Source organism: Amycolatopsis kentuckyensis (assembly GCF_002155975.1).
In the GTDB taxonomy this organism is placed as follows: domain Bacteria; phylum Actinomycetota; class Actinomycetes; order Mycobacteriales; family Pseudonocardiaceae; genus Amycolatopsis; species Amycolatopsis kentuckyensis.
Map to the genome: position 1 here is coordinate 39995 of NZ_MUMI01000094.1, position 16484 is coordinate 56478.

At 69.7% G+C, this 16484-nt stretch carries 19 protein-coding genes; 17 read left to right on the forward strand and 2 right to left on the reverse strand.

Features of this window, described 5'->3' with window-relative positions; translation table 11 throughout:
- Nucleotides 1-97: 97 nt before the first annotated feature.
- Nucleotides 98-964 (forward strand): peptide chain release factor N(5)-glutamine methyltransferase, encoded by an 867-nt coding sequence (gene prmC / locus CCN39_RS10205; protein ID WP_086840672.1) that lies wholly within the window; start codon nt 98-100, stop codon nt 962-964.
- A gap of 3 nt (nt 965-967) precedes the next feature.
- Nucleotides 968-1129, forward strand: a complete 162-nt coding sequence (locus CCN39_RS50105; protein ID WP_158104496.1) for a hypothetical protein — start codon at nt 968-970, stop codon at nt 1127-1129.
- A 132-nt stretch (nt 1130-1261) separates the two neighbouring features.
- Here CCN39_RS50105 and CCN39_RS10210 read toward each other — a convergent pair whose 3' ends face one another.
- A complete protein-coding gene (locus tag CCN39_RS10210) occupies nt 1262-3235 on the reverse strand; it encodes a M6 family metalloprotease domain-containing protein (RefSeq protein ID WP_086840674.1) in 1974 nt (657 codons plus the stop codon).
- A 422-nt stretch (nt 3236-3657) separates the two neighbouring features.
- Between CCN39_RS10210 and CCN39_RS10215 the strand changes: the two genes are divergently transcribed.
- From CCN39_RS10215 to CCN39_RS50110, 15 genes are all read left to right on the forward strand, one after another.
- Entirely contained in the window at nt 3658-4308 is a 651-nt protein-coding gene (locus CCN39_RS10215) for an L-threonylcarbamoyladenylate synthase (protein WP_013229531.1), read from the forward strand.
- Nucleotides 4309-4382: 74 nt separating this feature from the next.
- The gene (locus CCN39_RS10220; protein WP_086840676.1) at nt 4383-5540 is read left to right on the forward strand and encodes a glycosyltransferase family 4 protein; all 1158 of its coding nucleotides are present in this window, start codon (nt 4383-4385) and stop codon (nt 5538-5540) included.
- 47 nt (nt 5541-5587) lie between these two features.
- A complete protein-coding gene (locus CCN39_RS10225; RefSeq protein WP_086840678.1) occupies nt 5588-6031 on the forward strand; it encodes a Cg1360 family ATP-synthase-associated protein in 444 nt (147 codons plus the stop codon).
- A gap of 543 nt (nt 6032-6574) precedes the next feature.
- Nucleotides 6575-7360: a F0F1 ATP synthase subunit A gene (atpB, locus tag CCN39_RS10230; protein WP_086840680.1), complete on the forward strand. Its 786-nt coding sequence runs from the start codon at nt 6575-6577 to the stop codon at nt 7358-7360.
- 55 nt (nt 7361-7415) lie between these two features.
- On the forward strand, nt 7416-7673 hold the full coding sequence (locus CCN39_RS10235; RefSeq protein ID WP_043777226.1) for an ATP synthase subunit c family protein: 258 nt from the start codon (nt 7416-7418) through the stop codon (nt 7671-7673).
- Between the two features lie 29 nt (nt 7674-7702).
- Nucleotides 7703-8263: a F0F1 ATP synthase subunit B gene (locus tag CCN39_RS10240; protein ID WP_086840682.1), complete on the forward strand. Its 561-nt coding sequence runs from the start codon at nt 7703-7705 to the stop codon at nt 8261-8263.
- A 6-nt stretch (nt 8264-8269) separates the two neighbouring features.
- Nucleotides 8270-9094, forward strand: coding sequence for a F0F1 ATP synthase subunit delta (locus CCN39_RS10245; RefSeq protein WP_086840684.1), 825 nt, complete (start codon nt 8270-8272; stop codon nt 9092-9094).
- A 57-nt stretch (nt 9095-9151) separates the two neighbouring features.
- Complete coding sequence (gene atpA, locus CCN39_RS10250; protein WP_086840686.1) at nt 9152-10792, forward strand: F0F1 ATP synthase subunit alpha; 1641 nt, start codon at nt 9152-9154, stop codon at nt 10790-10792.
- Between the two features lie 11 nt (nt 10793-10803).
- Entirely contained in the window at nt 10804-11745 is a 942-nt protein-coding gene (locus CCN39_RS10255) for a F0F1 ATP synthase subunit gamma (protein WP_086840688.1), read from the forward strand.
- Nucleotides 11745-13172 carry a F0F1 ATP synthase subunit beta gene (gene atpD, locus CCN39_RS10260; protein WP_086840690.1) on the forward strand — a complete coding sequence of 476 codons (1428 nt, stop codon included), beginning with the start codon at nt 11745-11747 and terminating at the stop codon, nt 13170-13172. Before CCN39_RS10255 ends, atpD begins: the two co-directional genes overlap by 1 nt.
- 114 nt (nt 13173-13286) lie before the next feature.
- On the forward strand, nt 13287-13652 hold the full coding sequence (locus CCN39_RS10265) for a F0F1 ATP synthase subunit epsilon (protein WP_013229521.1): 366 nt from the start codon (nt 13287-13289) through the stop codon (nt 13650-13652).
- A gap of 25 nt (nt 13653-13677) precedes the next feature.
- Nucleotides 13678-14112, forward strand: a complete 435-nt coding sequence (locus CCN39_RS10270; protein WP_086840692.1) for a DUF2550 domain-containing protein — start codon at nt 13678-13680, stop codon at nt 14110-14112.
- Nucleotides 14113-14177: 65 nt separating this feature from the next.
- Nucleotides 14178-14498 carry a putative quinol monooxygenase gene (locus CCN39_RS10275; RefSeq protein WP_086840694.1) on the forward strand — a complete coding sequence of 107 codons (321 nt, stop codon included), beginning with the start codon at nt 14178-14180 and terminating at the stop codon, nt 14496-14498.
- A gap of 9 nt (nt 14499-14507) precedes the next feature.
- A complete protein-coding gene (gene aroA, locus CCN39_RS10280; protein WP_086840696.1) occupies nt 14508-15746 on the forward strand; it encodes a 3-phosphoshikimate 1-carboxyvinyltransferase in 1239 nt (412 codons plus the stop codon).
- A complete protein-coding gene (locus CCN39_RS50110) occupies nt 15746-15892 on the forward strand; it encodes a hypothetical protein (RefSeq protein WP_158104497.1) in 147 nt (48 codons plus the stop codon). Before aroA ends, CCN39_RS50110 begins: the two co-directional genes overlap by 1 nt.
- Nucleotide 15893: 1 nt before the next feature.
- Here CCN39_RS50110 and CCN39_RS10285 read toward each other — a convergent pair whose 3' ends face one another.
- The gene (locus CCN39_RS10285; protein WP_086840698.1) at nt 15894-16466 is read right to left on the reverse strand and encodes a cob(I)yrinic acid a,c-diamide adenosyltransferase; all 573 of its coding nucleotides are present in this window, start codon (nt 16464-16466) and stop codon (nt 15894-15896) included.
- Between the last annotated feature and the right edge of the window lie 18 nt (nt 16467-16484).

Genomic DNA, 16484 nt, shown 5'->3' on the forward strand with positions numbered 1-16484 from the left:
ACGGTGCCTCGATACGCTGGACGCCGAAGGACCGGCGCGTGTCCTCACGGGGGAGTTCCGCCTGGTGTGCCAGGCTCGACGAGGTGAAGGACGACGAGTGAATCGGCAGCCGCTGCGCCTGGCCATCATCGAGGCCACCCGGATTCTCGAGCGCGCGGGCGTCGCCTCGCCGCGGTTCGACGCCGAGGTGATCGCCGCGCACGTGCTCGGGGTCGAACGCGGCCGGCTGCCGATGGTGCCGCTGGTCGACCCGCCGGTCATCGAGGCCATCGGCCAGCTCGTCCAGCAGCGCGCCAAGCGCATCCCGCTCCAGTACCTGACCGGCTGGGCCGCGCTCGGCGACATCACGGTCGCGGTCGGTGCCGGGGTGTTCGTCCCGCGGCCGGAGACCGAGCTGCTGCTCGAGTGGGGGGTCAAGTTCCTGCAGGGCCGGGAGTTCCCGGTGGTGGTGGACCTGTGCACGGGCTCCGGCGCGCTGGCCCTGGCGGTGGCCCACGCCCGCCCGGACGCGGTGGTCTACGCGGTGGACATCGACCCACAGGCCCTGGCCTGGGCCCGCCACAACGCCGACGTCCACGCCGACGCGGGCAACACCCCCATCCGCCTGTATTCGGGCGACATCGGCGACCCGACGATGTTCGCCGAGCTCGACGGCCTGGTCGACCTGGTGCTCTGCAACCCGCCGTACGTCCCGGAGGGCACGCCGGTGCCGCCGGAGGTCGCGGAGCACGACCCGCCGCGCGCGGTGTTCGCGGAGGAGAGCGGCCTGGCGGTGATCCGCCACGCGATCGCGGCGGGCGCCCGCCTGCTGCGCCCGGGCGGCGGCCTGGCGATCGAGCACGACGACACGCACGGTTCGGCGGTTCCGGCCCTGGTCCGGGCCCGCCGGGTGCTGACGGGCGTCGAGGGCCACGCGGACCTGACCGGCCGGGCGCGGTTCGTCACCGCCCGCCGGCTGGGCTGAGCCGTGGCGGGGGACCTCGTCGTCGACCCGCCGGGGAAAGCGGACCTGGAGTTCCTGGACCGGCCGCCGAGCCGCGGGTCGCTGAGGCGGGTCGTCGGCTTCGTCGCCGACGAGGTCGAGGACCCGGCACTGGCTGCCGACCTGCGGGAGTTCGTGGCCGGCTGACGGCTGATGGCGCAGCCGGAAGCGAGCCGGCGGGGGCGCCCCCCGTCTTCCACGCTACCGGCGGCCACCGACAGTTCCGGGCAGCCCGGAGGGGCGCGGACCAGGTTGTCCACAACCCCTCCGGGCCACTCGCTAGAAGCCGAACGCCGTGCAGCTGGCCGTCGCGGTCTTCGACGGGTCGCTCACCGATGTCGCCGTCAGCTTCACCCGCGCCGCCAGGTCGCCGCCCTGGCCGCGCTTCGCGTACGCCGGGACCTTCACGTGGCCGCCGAACTTCGCCGTCGCCAGCTCGTTCGGCAGCCTGACCTCCCAGCCCTTCGCGTCCGTCGACACGCTCAGCCGGTAGGTGTCGCTGTCGTACGGGGCTTTCGCGCCGCGCGCCGCGCCCGTGTTGAGCAGGCCGAAGTCGCACGTCGCCAGGCCGCCGCGGGCGATGGCCGGCAGGGCCGGGGTCAGGGCCGCCCCGCGGGCCTGGCTGCCCGAGCCGTCCAGGGACGCCACCGTCACCGAGTACGACAGGATCCCGCGGCGGTCGCGGGCCAGGTCCGTGATCAGGAACCGCAGCCGGTTGGCCTCGTCGGTGTACTCGTACGGGCTCGCCGCTTCGGTGCCCGCCTTGAACAGGGCGTCGTTGAGCTGGCGGTAGTCACCGATGGTGATCTTGACCGGCGTGCCGTCCGGCTTCGTGTAGTCGGTGATGCCGATGTCCTGCGGGTTGGCGTCGATCACCCAGTCGAAGGGGGCGTTGTCCTTGTTCTTCGTCTTCGTGATCAGCACGCCGGAGTCGGGCGTGAAGGAGTCCGCGCCCATCCGGTCGACGACCTCGAGGGTGTAATTGTCGTAGCCGCCGCCGTCGCAGAACGGGTCGGTCGCCCGGTCGCACTTCGGTGCCTTGTCACCGCCGGTGAGCTTGATGTTCAGGCCGGTGAACGCGCCGGGCTGCGCTTCGGTCTCGCGGGCCGTCAGCCGGGCCGTGACCGGGCCGGTCTTCGCCAGTTCGTCGCGGTCGAGCTGGAGCACGTCCGCCGGGTCGACGATGCCGAGCTTCAGCTTGTTGCGCAGCTGGTGCTGGGCGCCCATCGAACTGCCCTGCGTCGCCGGGATCTGCCAGCGGGTGTGCGGGCCGCCGGGCCCGTTGAACGTGCCGCGCGACAGCATGTCCCACGGCCCGCTGTAGCTGCGGGACGGCGGGACGCCGAACGGGTTGTTGTAGTTGTCGCCGATGCCCAGGATGTGGCTGAACTCGTGGGCGTAGGTCGACTGGCCCGAGCTCTCGGCCTGCACCGAGCTGCCGTTCTGGGCGTTCGGCCAGATGCTGGCCGCCGACGCCCACGACGTCCACGGCACGTACCGGGTGGCCGCGTAGTTGGGCAGGTCGTGGTTGGGTGGCCCGAAGCTGTCGGGCACGTTCTCCTTGGTGCCGAACTTCATTTCGCCGAACTCCTGCCAGGTCGAGCTTTCGTCCTGGCCGGCGGAGAGGTAGAAGACGAAGTCGAACTGGTTCGCGGTGTCGCCGACCTCGGCGCGCCAGGCGTCCCCGGCGTCCTTGCGGATGTCACGGGCGCAGTTCGCGCCGGGCGGGCAGGCGCTCGGCTGGAACTCCATGCCGTACTCGTAGGACTTCCCGGGCATCCGGTACGGCCCGAACGCGGTCAGCTGCACGCCGAACCGGCCGCCGGAGTCCTCCATCCAGTACTCGTTGATGGTGTGGCCGTTGTTGAGGGCTTCGGGTTTGTTGAGGAAGTCCTGGTAGTACCGGGCGACATCGGCCCGCGGGATGTTCGCGGCGGTGGGCGCGGGGTTGCCGAACACGGTCGAGTTCGCCGGCTTCGTGACGACGAAGTCCTGATCCGGGTAGTCGGCGAGGACGACGGCGCCCTTGAAGGTGCGCTGGGTGGGTTTCAGGGTGGGGTCGGCCCAGTTGGTACCGGGGACCTTGCGGTAGTCGGACCAGGTCATGTGGTCCTGGTTCTCCCAGCGCGCGGCATCGATCGGGGCGGGCCAGCCACGGGTGAGCGGCTCCGCCGACGCGGTCCCGGCACCGAGCCCGGACAGAACGGCAACGGCGGCGAGCAGGGCGAGCGCTTTCGGGGTTCTGGGGCGCATGTGCGGCTCCTTCACTGGGAACCCACGGGGGTGGTGGTTCCCGAAGATCGACCGTATTGAGCCCCGCTGTCGCGGTTCTGCCTCGCGGCGAGGTTTACCCGCTTGCCCCACGACGAAAGTCTGGCCGGTTGTCACCCCCGCGGCGGGCGTGTGGTCGCCGGTAACGTGGAAAACGGGGGCGCCCCCAAGACGCCGGGCCGCGTGCAGCCCGCGACGGCAGCGAAGCCTGGCCGGGGCCGCTGGACCGTCCGCACGCGCGCCGCCCGCAAAGCTCGGCCCGCCCAGCCGCCGCAGCGCCCACCCCGGAACAGCTCCCCGCAAACCCGCCGAAGCGGACCAGGGTCACCACGACCGGGCACAGGCTGCGAGCCGGTGTGACGCGGCGAACGTGCCCGCGGACGGCCGGACTACTCTTGGCGCCCATGAGCGTGGTCTACGACTGCAGCAAGCGGGAGACCCGGGCCGATGGGCTGGCCGCCGCCGCCGGGGCGGTCCGGTCGAGCCGGCTCGTCGTCCTGCCGACCGATACCGTCTACGGGATCGGGGCCGATGCCTTCGACGCCGGCGCCGTCCAGGCGCTGCTGCGTGCCAAGAACCGCGGGCCGGACATGCCCGTCGGCGTGCTCGTCGGCTCGTGGTCCACTGTGGACGGCCTGGTGCTCGGCGTGCCGCCGCAGGCCCGGGCGCTCATCGAAGCCTTCTGGCCCGGCGACCTCTCCATCGTGCTGCCGCACGCGCCGAGCCTGCAGTGGAACCTCGGCGACGCCCGCGGCACCGTGATGCTCCGGATGCCGCTGCACCCCGTGGCCCTCGAACTGCTGCGCGACGTCGGGCCGATGGCCGTCTCGAGCGCGAACGTCTCCGGGCGGCCTCCGGCCAGCACCGCGCAGGAGGCGCAGGAACAGCTCGGCGACTCGGTCGCGGTGTACCTCGACGGCGGCTCGAGCGGCGAGGCCGTCGCGTCGAGCATCGTGGACCTCACCGGCACCGAACCCGTCGTGCTGCGCGAGGGCGCGGTGGGCAAGGAGGCCATCGCGGAGGTGCTCGGTGTGCCCGCGGAATCCTTGGCCTGAAGCCGGATCACGACGGAAACCGCGACACGATAGCGTGTCGCGGGTGACCCCGACCCCGCGAGCGTGACGTCCCCGTGCCGCCCACATCCGGTCTGCTCCCCATCCGGGAATACATCCTCGTCGCGCTGACCGCGACGGCCGTGACCTACCTGCTCACCGGCGTCGTGCGCCGGGTCGCGATCCGCGTCGGCGCGATCGCCAACCCGCGCGCCCGCGACGTGCACGTCGCCCCGATCCCGCGGATGGGCGGGGTCGGCATCTTCCTCGGCGTCGCCGGCGCGATGGGCCTGGCCCACCAGCTGCCCGCGCTGTCGCACGGCTTCGACGCCTCGTTCGACTCGGTCGGCGTGCTGCTCGCCGCCGGCGTGATCTCGCTGATCGGCGCGCTCGACGACCGGTTCGAACTCGACGCCTGGACGAAACTGGCCGGCCAGGTCATGTGCGCCGGGATCCTGGTCATCTTCGGCGTGCAGTGGGTGTCGTTCTGGGTGCCGTGGGGCGGCACCGGCGGCTCGTTCGGCTCGGTGCTGGTGCTCGACAAGAACCAGGGCGCGCTGCTCACCGTCGTGATGGTCGTCGTCATGGTCAACGCGATGAACTTCGTCGACGGCCTCGACGGGCTGGCCGGCGGCCTCGGCTTCATCGCCGCCACCGCCACCTGCGCGTTCTCGCTCGGCCTGCTCGACAGCTCCGGCGGCGACGTCGGCACCTACCCGCCCGCGCTGATCGCGGCCACGCTCGCCGGCGCCTGTCTGGGCTTCCTGCCGTACAACTTCCAGCCCGCCAAGATATTCATGGGCGACTCCGGCTCGATGATGATCGGCCTGATGCTCGCCGGCGCGACGACGTCGGCGTCCGGGCGCGTGCCGTACCCGCAGTTCAGCGGCAAGGACGCGATCGCGCTGCTCTCGCCGCTGGTGGTCGTGGCGGCGGTGCTGTTCGTGCCGATGCTCGACCTGATCATGGCGGTCGTCCGGCGCACCCGGCGCGGCGAAAGCCCGTTCGCCGCCGACAAGATGCACCTCCACCACCGGCTGCTGGAGATCGGCCACTCCCAGCGGCGCGCGGTCCTGCTCATCTACTTGTGGGCCGGGATCCTCGCCTTCGGCGCGGTGTCGGTGACGCTGTTCGACGACGCCGCGGCGCTGTGGATCATCGGGATCGGGCTGGTCTTCGCGGTGGTCGTCTCGATCGTCCCGCGGCTGCGCTCGCGCAACCAGCCGGGCACCTGACCGGCCGGGTTCTCTACACTCGGGTGGTAACCGAGCAGGGAGCCAGTGTGAGCGAAGCCGAAACGCACGAGCAGGAGAACCCGCACGCCAAGGTGGTGCTGCAGGCGGCCCGCGCGATGACGAAAGCCTCGCTGCTGGTGACCCCGCCCGCGGTGCTGGTGTGCATCGCGCTGTTCAGCATCCTCAACGGACTGCCCGGCTTCCTGGGCTCGCTCGTCGGCGGGGTGCTCGCGATGCTGGCGTCGCTGTCCACGCTGGGCATGATGAAGTTCAGCGCGGGCCAGGACCCGATGTTCGTCATGGTCATCGCGCTCGGCGGGTACGTCGTGAAGGTCGTCCTGCTCTTCGGGGCGCTGACGCTGCTGAAGGGCGTCACCGCACTGCACCCGATGTCGCTCGGCATCACGATGATCGTGGCCATCATGCTCGCCGCCGCGGCCGAGTTCGCCGCCTTCCGCAAGACCAAGATCCCGACGATCATCCCGTCCTGACGCCGTCCGTTTCGTCGCGGACCTCCGTTACTCTTCGTGCATCCGCGTGCGGCCGCTTGAGTGTGATCGGGACCACAAAAGTGCGCCTTCGTGCGCGGGTGCGGACAGTGACCGGGACCCCGCCGGAGCCGGTGCCTGCGGCGTTCCGGATCCGGTCCCGGCGTGCACCGGACCTGGGTCCCGGGACGACCCGGGACCTAAGTCCTGGGCTGATCGGTTGGTTAGGAGTACGCCTGTCCGGCACTGATTGACCTGCTGGTATGGTCCGCGTCAAGGGTGGCGGCCTCGACCGCGCACTCCCTCAGACGAACCGCGATCAGCAGTGTGGCGACCGTGTAGTTCCGCCGTCCGGCCGCTGGTCCGAAGTAGACCGCAGGGCAGTGTTCACGCGAGACAACCCCGTGTGCAGAACGTGAAGCCGTGTTCAGCGCACGGTGGGGCAGCCGCCTCCGACGTCCCGATACGTATCGGGTACGTTAAGTCCAGATCGTGACGATTCCCCCGGCGGAGTGAACGCCGGCCGGGAGAACCGGAAGGAGCCCAGTGGGCGCGCTGGTATTGGCCGAGGGTGCGACGTTCGCGCCGCCCGGCGCCGAAAGCTTCGAGTTGCCGGCGTTGTTCGGCGGAGTCACCAAGCCGATGCTGCTCGTCGTGCTTTCGGTTGTCATCATCGCCTCGTACTTCCTGCTGGCGACCCGCAAGCTGCAGGTCGTGCCGGGCAAGGGGCAGTTCGTCGCGGAGTCGATCTACGACTTCAGCCGCAACAACATCGCGCGCGAACAGATCGGGTCGAAAGACTTCAAGCCGTTCGTGCCGCTCGTTTTCGCATTGTTCACCTTCATCCTGGTGAACAACCTCTACGGGATCATCCCCGTCCTGCAGTTCCCGACCATGGCGCGGTTCGGTTTCCCGCTCGCCCTGTCGGTCCTCGTCGTCTACCCGGTGTACCACTACGTCGGGTTCAAGCGGCACGGTTTCAAGGGGTACTTCAAGAAGGAACTCGCGCCGCCGGGCGTGCCGGGCCCGGTGCTGCCGCTCTTCGCGCTGATCGAGTTCGCGGAGAAGTTCCTCCTCAACCCGCTCACGCTCGCCATCCGTGTTTTCGCCGCCATGTTCGCGGGTCACCTGATCCTGGCGGTGTTCACCCTCGGGGGCACCTTCCTGCTGACCGAGACCTCGGGCTGGGCGTTGAAGCCGGTTTCCCTGGTGGCGTGGCTGTTCGCCATCGCGATGACGTTCCTCGAGGCCTTCATCCAGGTGCTGCAGGCCTACATCTTCGCCCTGCTGTCGGCCGGGTACATCGGCGCCGCGCTGGCGTCGGAGCACTGAGAACACAAGCCCCCGATCCACGCGAGCGCGTGGACCGAAGTGAAGGGAAATGCACGTGAGCAACATCGTTCTGGCCCAGGCCGCGGAGCAGGCCGTCAACATCAACCCCGGCCTCGCCGCCATCGGTTACGGCCTGGGCGCGATCGGCCCGGGCATCGGTGTGGGTCTGATCTTCGCCGCCGTCATCAACGGCACCGCCCGCCAGCCGGAGGCGCAGGGCAAGCTGCAGGGCATCGGCTTCTCGACCTTCGTTCTGACCGAGGTGCTCGCCCTGATCGGCATCGTCATCTACTTCATCGCCTCCGCAGGCTGAGTCACGCTCATCTCGCTTAAGGAGACGCCGTGCTGAACAGTGCCTTGGTCCTCGCAGCAGAGGGCGAAGTTCACAACCCGATCGTTCCGGAGTGGTCGGAACTGATCCTCGGCATCGTCGCCTTCCTGATCCTGCTGTTCATCCTCAAGAAGTACGTCGTCCCTCGCTTCGAGGCCGCGTACGAAGAGCGTGCGCAGAAGATCGAGGGAGGCATCGAGAAGGCCGAGCGGGCCCAGGCCGAGGCCGAAGAGGCGCTGGCCAAGTACAAGGCCCAGCTGCAGGAGGCCCGGTCCGAGGCCGCGAAGATCCGCGACGACGCCCGGCTCGAAGCCGAGCAGATCAAGGCGGAGCTGCGGGCCGAGGCGGAGGCCGAGTCCCAGCGCATCGTCGCCCAGGGCCAGGCCCAGCTGCAGGCCCAGAAGGCGCAGATCATCGCGGAGCTGCGGGCCGACATGGGCCGCAACGCCGTCGAGCTGGCCAGCCGCATCGTCGGCGAGTCGCTCGAGGACGAGGCGCGCCGCCGCGGCACCGTCGACCGGTTCCTGGCGGAGCTGGAGACCGCCGGTGCCTCCAACGGAGCGGGGAAGTAACCAGAGATGACGCTGCATGCTGCGAGCCGTGAAGCGCTCGGCCTCGCCGAGGAACGCCTCGGCGAGGTTCTGGCCGACGCGGGAGCCGACGCGGCCACGGTCGGCGACGAGCTGCTCTCGGTCGTCGACCTGCTGGACCGGGAGATCGGCCTGCGCCGGGCAGTGAGCGACGCCTCGGCGACGCCGGAGGCGCGCACCGGGCTGGTGCGCCGGCTGTTCGACGGCAAGCTGTCCGAACCGGCTCTGAAGGTGCTCGACGCCGTGGCGGGCAGCCGCTGGTCCAGCCCCCGCGAGCTGACCGACGGCCTCGAGTCGCTCGGTCGCTCGGCCCTGCTCACCTCGGCGGAGAAGACCGGGAACGTCGACACCGTCGAGTCCCAGCTCTTCCAGGTCTCGCGGGTCGTGGCCAACCACCCCGAGCTCGAGAAGGCGCTGTCGGACCTGACCGGCTCCGCCGACGCGAAGCGCGCGCTGGTGCGCGGGCTGTTCGCCGACAAGGTGGACGTGGTCACCGAGACCCTCGTCGAGCAGGTCGTGCGCCGGGCCAAGGGCCGCGGCGTCGGCATCGGGCTCGACAAGCTGGTGAAGCTGGCCGCGGAGCGGCGTGAGCGTTCGGTGGCCTACGTGACCAGCGCGAACGCCCTGTCCGACGAGCAGACCGCCCAGCTGGGCGCGAAGCTCGACGCCCTCTACGGGCGGCCGATCGCGCTGCACGTCGAGATCGACCCCCGGCTCGGCGGCGGCCTCGTCGTCCGCGTCGGCGACGAGGTCATCGACGGGAGCGCGGCGGGGCAGCTCGCGGCGCTGCGCAGGCGGCTGGCCCGGGCATAGCCCCAGGTCACACAAGACTTTGCATACTGGCAAGAACGAAGCGAGAGCGGGAAAGACATGGCCGAGCTGACGATCTCCTCGGATGAGATCCGTAGCGCGATCGAGAACTACGTCTCGAGTTACGCCCCGGACGTGAGCCGGGAAGAAGTTGGCACCGTGGTGGACGCCGGTGACGGCATCGCCCACGTCGAGGGCCTGCCCTCGGCCATGGCCAACGAGCTGCTCGAGTTCCCCGGCGGCGTCCTGGGCGTCGCACTGAACCTGGACGCGCGCTCCATCGGTGCCGCGATCCTCGGTGACTTCGAAAGCATCGAAGAGGGCCAGCAGGTCAAGCGCACCGGCCAGGTCCTGTCGGTGCCGGTCGGCGACGGCTACCTCGGCCGCGTCGTCAACCCGCTGGGCCAGGCGATCGACGGCCTCGGCGACATCGAGACCACCGACCGCCGCGCGCTGGAGCTGAAGGCCGCTTCGGTGGTCGAGCGCCAGCCGGTGTCGGAGCCGCTGCAGACCGGCATCACCGCCATCGACGCGATGACGCCGATCGGCCGTGGCCAGCGCCAGCTGATCATCGGTGACCGCAAGACGGGCAAGACCGCCGTCGCCGTGGACACGATCATCAACCAGAAGGCCAACTGGGAGACCGGCGACCCGAAGAAGCAGGTTCGCTGCATCTACGTCGCGATCGGCCAGAAGGGCTCCACGATCGCCGCCGTGAAGAAGTCCCTCGAGGACGCCGGCGCGCTGGAGTACACCACCATCGTCGCGGCCCCCGCGTCGGACTCGGCCGGCTTCAAGTGGATCGCGCCGTACACAGGCTCGGCCATCGGCCAGCACTGGATGTACGAGGGCAAGCACGTCCTCATCGTGTTCGACGACCTGACCAAGCAGGCCGACGCCTACCGCGCGATCTCGCTGCTGCTGCGCCGCCCGCCGGGCCGCGAGGCGTTCCCCGGCGACGTCTTCTACTTGCACTCCCGCCTGCTGGAGCGCTGCGCGAAGCTGTCGGACGAGCTGGGCGCCGGCTCGCTGACCGGTCTCCCGATCATCGAGACCAAGGCGAACGACGTGTCGGCCTACATCCCGACCAACGTCATCTCGATCACCGACGGCCAGTGCTTCTTCCAGTCGGACCTGTTCAACGCCGGCCAGCGCCCGGCCATCGACGTGGGCATCTCGGTGTCCCGCGTGGGTGGTGCCGCGCAGGTCAAGGCGATGAAGGACGTCGCGGGCTCGCTCCGCATCGACCTGTCGCAGTACCGCGAGCTGGAGGCCTTCGCGGCCTTCGCCTCGGACCTCGACGACGCCTCCAAGGCGCAGCTCGAGCGCGGTGCCCGGCTGTACGAGGTGCTCAAGCAGCCGCAGTACTCGCCGATCCCGGTCGAGGAGCAGGTCCTCACGGTGTACCTGGGCACGAACGGGCACTACGACTCGGTCCCGACCGAGGACGTCCGCCGGTTCAACCACGAGTTCATCGACTCGGCCCGCCGCAAGCACGCCGACCTGATCAAGGGCATCCGCGAGTCGGGCAAGTTCCCGCAGGAGACCCGCGAAGCCGTGGTCGAAGCGGTGAACGAGTTCAAGAAGGAGTTCACCACCTCCGAGGGCAAGTCCCTGGTCGAGGCGGACGCCGACGCGATGGACGCCGACAAGGTCGGGCACGAGACCGTCAAGGTCAACAAGCCCGCCCCGAAGAAGTGAGCTGATAGCTCATGGCCGCACAACTCCGGGAACTCCGGTCGCGCATCAAGGCGACCAAGTCGATCGGCAAGATCACCAAGGCGATGGAGCTCATCGCCACCGCGCGCATCACGAAGGCGCGGGCGAAGGTCGCCGCTTCCCGGCCGTACGCGGACGAGATCACCAAGGTGCTCTCGGCGCTGGCCGGTGCGGCGGCCAACCTCGACCACCCGCTGCTGGTCGAGCGCCCGAACCCGAAGCGGGCCGCCGTCCTGGTCGTGACCAGTGACAAGGGCCAGTGCGGTGGGTACAACTCCAACGTGCTGCGCGCGACCGAAGAGCTGCTCGCCCTCCTGCGTTCGGAGGGCAAGGAACCCCAGGTCTACGTCACGGGCAACAAGGGCCTGAACTACTACCGGTTCCGCAACCGCCCGGTCGAGGACAGCTGGACGGGCTTCTCCGACCAGCCGAACTACGGCGCCGCGGTGGCGGCCGGTGAGGCCTTGGTCCAGTCGTTCATGGCCGGTGCCGACGACGAGCACGGCAACGCCGACGGCATCGCCGGTGTCGACGAGATCCACATCGTCTACACCGAGTTCGTGTCGATGCTGACGCAGCGGCCGACCGCCAAGCGCGTCGCGCCGCTCGAGGTCGAGTACACGGACGAGGAGCAGAAGCCGGAGCCCGGCGAGCTGCTTCCCAGCTACGAGTTCGAGCCGAGTGCCGACAAGCTGCTGGACTCGCTGCTGCCGAAGTACATCAACACGCGGCTCTACGCCGCCTTCCTCGAGTCCGCGGCGTCCGAGCTGGCCGCCCGCCGGACCGCGATGAAGGCTGCCTCGGACAACGCGAACGAGCTGGTGGGGAACCTGACGCGGGAGATGAACCAGGCCCGCCAGGCGCAGATCACCCAGGAGATCTCCGAAATCGTCGGTGGCGCGAACGCGCTCACCGCAGCAGGAAGTGATGATTGATGACCAGTACTGAAGCCCCGCGCGCCAAGGGGCGCATCGTGTCGGTGACCGGTCCGGTCGTCGACGTCGAGTTCCCGCGCGGTTCCGTGCCCGACCAGTTCAACGCGCTCAAGGTCGAGATCGAGTTCGAGCAGCTGCGCAAGACGGTGACCCTCGAGGTCGCCAGCCACCTGGGCGACAACCTCGTCCGCACCATCTCCCTGCAGCCGCAGGACGGCCTGGTGCGCGGCGCGGAGGTCACCGACACCGGCGGCCCGATCACGGTCCCGGTCGGCGACAAGGTCAAGGGCCACGTCTACAACGCCCTCGGCGAGTGCCTCGACGAGCCCGGCTACGGCGAGGACCTCGAGCGCTGGGGCATCCACCGCAGTGCGCCGTCCTTCGACCAGCTCGAGGGCAAGACCGAGATGCTGGAGACCGGCCTCAAGGTCGTCGACCTGCTCACCCCGTACGTCCAGGGTGGCAAGATCGGCCTGTTCGGTGGTGCCGGCGTCGGCAAGACGGTGCTCATCAAGGAGATGATCACCCGCGTCGCCCGGAACTTCGGTGGTACGTCGGTGTTCGCCGGGGTCGGCGAGCGCACCCGTGAGGGCAACGACCTCTTCCTGGAGATGTCCGAGGACGGCGTCATCAACGACACCGCCCTCATCTTCGGCCAGATGGACGAGCCGCCGGGCACGCGTATGCGCGTCGCGCTGTCCGCGCTGACCATGGCGGAGTACTTCCGCGACGTCCAGAACCAGGACGTGCTGCTGTTCATCGACAACATCTTCCGGTTCACCCAGGCCGGCTCGGAGGTGTCGACCCTGCTGGGCCGCATGCCGTCGGCCGTGGGTTACCAGCCGACGCTGGCCGACGAGATGGGGCAGCTGCAGGAGCGGATCACCTCGACCCGAGGCCGGTCGATCACCTCGATGCAGGCGATCTACGTCCCCGCGGACGACTACACCGACCCGGCCCCGGCCGCGACGTTCGCCCACCTGGACGCCACCACCGAGCTCTCCCGGTCGGTGTTCCAGAAGGGCATCTTCCCGGCGGTGGACCCGCTGGCGTCGACGTCGACGATCCTCGACCCGGCCATCGTCGGTGAGGACCACTACCGCGTCGCCTCCGAGGTCATCCGGATCCTGCAGAAGTACAAGGAGCTGCAGGACATCATCGCGATCCTCGGTATGGACGAGCTCTCGGAAGAGGACAAGCTGACCGTTCAGCGCGCGCGCCGCATCGAGCGGTTCCTGTCGCAGAACATGCTGGTCGCCGAGGCGTTCACGCAGATCCCGGGCTCGACGGTGCCGCTGTCGGAGACCATCGAGTCGTTCGACCGCATCACCAAGGGTGACTTCGACCACTACCCGGAGCAGGCGTTCCTGGGCATCGGTGGCCTCGAGGACCTCGAGAAGAAGTACAAGGAAATCACCAAGAAGTGACGTCCTGACGACGGCGGGGGCTGTGTCCATTGTGGACCTGGGCCCCCGCCGTTCTCATAGCGGGAGACAGACCTATTACACTCGGTGGCAACACCCCGAGTTAAGGAGTGCTACGTGGCTGAGATGTCCGTGGAGCTGGTGGCCGTCGAGCGCCGTCTCTGGTCGGGTACTGCCACTTTCGTGGTGGCCCAGACCACCGAGGGTGAGATCGGCATCATGGCCGGTCACGAACCCGTGCTCGGGCAGCTGGTCGAGGGTGGCGTGGTCAAGGTGACGACCACCGACGGTGAGACGGTGTGCGCGGCCGTGCACGGCGGGTTCCTCTCTGTGACCGGTACCGGGGTGAGCATCCTCGCCGAGAGCGCCGAGCTCTCCGACGAGATCGACGTGGAAGCGGCAAAGGCGGCCCTGACCGGGGACGACGAGACCGAGCGGGCGAGGGCCTCGGCCCAGCTCCGCGCAGCGGGCCAGACGGCCTGAGCGCGAGACGGGCAGGAGCCGGGCCGTGAAGATCACCGTGGTCGTAGCAGGGCTCCTGATCGTGCTCGCGGTGCTGGCCGCCTGGTACGGCCAGCGGTGGATCCGGATGCGCCGCGGTGGCGGCGTCAGCGTCGCGCTGCGGTGGCGTCCGGACAGCCCGCGGTCCAGCTGGCACCTGGGGCTGGGCCGCTACGAGGGTGACGAGTTCGTCTGGTACCGCGTGTGGAGCCTGCGGACCGGCGCCGACCGCGTCTTCCAGCGCGAGAGCATGCAGATCGCCGACCGCCGCGACCCGTCCGGCACCGAGGCCTACGCCGTGCCCGAGGGCTCGATCGTGCTGCGCTGCGAGTCCGAGACCCAGGAAGCGATCGAGATCGCGATGGGGCCTGGTGCGCTGACGGGCTTCCTCTCGTGGCTCGAATCCGCCCCGCCCGGGCGACGTCTTCCGCGCGCTTCCTGAACCCTACGGCGAACTGCCTCAACTTGAGACAGTTGCGGCCGGGGTCTTGGCCTACCGTTGAGCGCATGATTTTCATCGTGGTCAAGTGGCCGGTGAAGCCCGAGTACGCGGACTCCTGGCCGGACATCGTCGGGGACTACACCGCGAACACCCGCGCGGAGGCCGGCAACCGGTTCTTCGAGTGGTCCCGCAGCATCGAGGACAAGAACACGTACGTGCTGGTCGAAGGCTTCGACGGCCAGGACGCGGCCGTCGCGCACGTCGGCTCCGACCACTTCAAGTGGGCGGTCGAGAACCTGGGTGCCTACCTCAGCGACAACCCGCAGATCATCAACGTCCAGGACGCCTCCGACTGGGGCCCGATGGCCGAAATTTCACCGCACTAAACTCGCGGTGTGACCCTCGTCGAGATCCCCGGCTCCAAGTCCGTCACCGCCCGTGGCCTGTTCCTGGCCGCCGCCGCGCACGGCACCACCGTGCTCGGCCGTCCGCTGCACTCGGACGACACGGAGGGCTTCGCCGAGGGCCTGGTCAAGCTCGGGTACCGCGTCGACCGGCAGCCGGGCGAGTGGACCATCGAGGGCCGCCCGGAGGGCCCGGGGGTCGCCGAAGCCGACGTCTTCTGCCGGGACGGCGCCACGACGGCCCGGTTCCTGCCCGCGCTGGCCGCGGCCGGCACCGGGACGTTCCGCTTCGACGCGTCCGGCCAGATGCGCCGCCGCCCGCTCGGGCCGCTGACCGACGCCTTGCAGGAGCTGGGCGTCGACCTCGAGTTCGGCGGCGAGCCGGGCCACCACCCGCTGACGGTCCGCGCGAACGGCATCAAGGGCGGTGAGCTGACCCTCGACGCGGGCCTGTCGTCGCAGTTCCTGACGGCGTTGCTGCTGGTCGGGCCGCTGACCGCGGAGGGCCTGCGGATCACGGTGACCGACCTCGTGTCGGTGCCGTACGTCGAGATCACCCTGGAGATGATGCGCCGCTTCGGCGTCGACGTCCGCCGCGAGGGGCAGACGTTCGTGGTCCCGGCGCAGCCGTACCGCGCGTGCGAGTACCCGGTGGAGCCGGACGCGTCGACGGCCAGCTACTTCCTGGCCGCGGCGGCGGTCACCGGTCGCACGGTGACCATCCCGGGGCTGGGTTCCGACGCCCTGCAGGGGGACGTGAAGTTCGCCGACGTCCTGCGCGAGATGGGCGCCCACGTCGACCTGACGCCGGACTCGGTGACGGTCGCGGGCCCGTCGGACGGCCTGCGCGGCATCACGGTGAACATGCGCGACATCTCGGACACGGTCCCGACCCTGGCGGCGATCGCGCCGTTCGCTTCCGGCCCGGTGCGCATCGAGGACGTCTACAACACGCGCATCAAGGAGTGCGACCGCCTCGACGCGTGCGAAGAGAACCTGCGCGCGATGGGGATCGCCGTCGAGACGGGCCGCGACTGGATCGAGATCCAGCCGGGCGAGCCGACGGGCACCCTGGTGGCGTGCCGCCGCGACCACCGGATCGCGATGGCGTTCAGCATCACGGGCTTGCTGGTCGACGGCGTCACCCTGGATGATCCGGAGTGCGTGAAGAAGACCTTCCCCGGCTTCCACCAGGCGCTGGGGACCCTGCGGGAGAGCTGGGGGATCTGATGACCGAGGAAAGCCGTTTCGCCCGGCTGCCGGAGCGCGTGAAGCCGGAGGACATGGTCACGACGCAGCCGGTGGAGCCGGGCTTCGACGGGACCCCGGAAGACGCCGACCTGGACCGCTACTGGTCGGCTCAGCTCGGCGGCTGAGTCAGGGCTGCCCGCCCGGCTGCCACAGCACGTCGCCGTCCGGGTTCGCCAGCCGGGCGAGGATGAACAGCAGGTCCGACAGCCGGTTCAGGTACTTCACCGCGATCGGGTTGGTCGCCTCGGGCTCCGCCTCGTGCAGGGCCCAGGCCGACCGCTCCGCCCGGCGGGCCACCGTCCGCGCCTGGTGCAGGAACGCCGCACCCGGCGTCCCGCCCGGCAGGATGAACGACGTCAGCTTCGGCAGGCGCTCGTTGAACTCGTCGCACCAGCCTTCGAGCCGTTCGACGTACTTCTCGGTGATCCGCAGCGGCGGGTACGGCGGGTCGTCCGAGATCGGCAGGCAGAGGTCCGCGCCGACGTCGAAAAGATCGTTCTGGATCGTGCGCAGGACGTCCGTCACTTCGGCCGGCAGCGAGCCGACCGCGATCGCCAGGCCGAGCACCGAGTTCGTCTCGTCCGTGTCCGCGTACGCGCCCAGCCGCGGGGACGTCTTCGGCACGCGGGACCCGTCGCCGAGCGCGGTCGTGCCGCCGTCGCCGACCTTCGTGTACACGCGGTTGATGCGAACGACCATGGACCCACCATAGCGGCC

Coding starts and splice junctions, on each gene's coding strand:
- CCN39_RS50110 (WP_158104497.1), top strand. CDS start 15,746: ATGACCGAGGAAAGCCGTTTCGCCCGGCTGCCGGAGCGCGTGAAGCCG.
- CCN39_RS10275 (WP_086840694.1), top strand. CDS start 14,178: ATGATTTTCATCGTGGTCAAGTGGCCGGTGAAGCCCGAGTACGCGGAC.
- CCN39_RS10245 (WP_086840684.1), top strand. CDS start 8,270: ATGACGCTGCATGCTGCGAGCCGTGAAGCGCTCGGCCTCGCCGAGGAA.
- atpA (WP_086840686.1), top strand. CDS start 9,152: ATGGCCGAGCTGACGATCTCCTCGGATGAGATCCGTAGCGCGATCGAG.
- atpD (WP_086840690.1), top strand. CDS start 11,745: ATGACCAGTACTGAAGCCCCGCGCGCCAAGGGGCGCATCGTGTCGGTG.
- CCN39_RS10215 (WP_013229531.1), top strand. CDS start 3,658: ATGAGCGTGGTCTACGACTGCAGCAAGCGGGAGACCCGGGCCGATGGG.
- CCN39_RS10210 (WP_086840674.1), bottom strand. CDS start 3,235: ATGCGCCCCAGAACCCCGAAAGCGCTCGCCCTGCTCGCCGCCGTTGCC.
- CCN39_RS10285 (WP_086840698.1), bottom strand. CDS start 16,466: ATGGTCGTTCGCATCAACCGCGTGTACACGAAGGTCGGCGACGGCGGC.
- CCN39_RS10255 (WP_086840688.1), top strand. CDS start 10,804: ATGGCCGCACAACTCCGGGAACTCCGGTCGCGCATCAAGGCGACCAAG.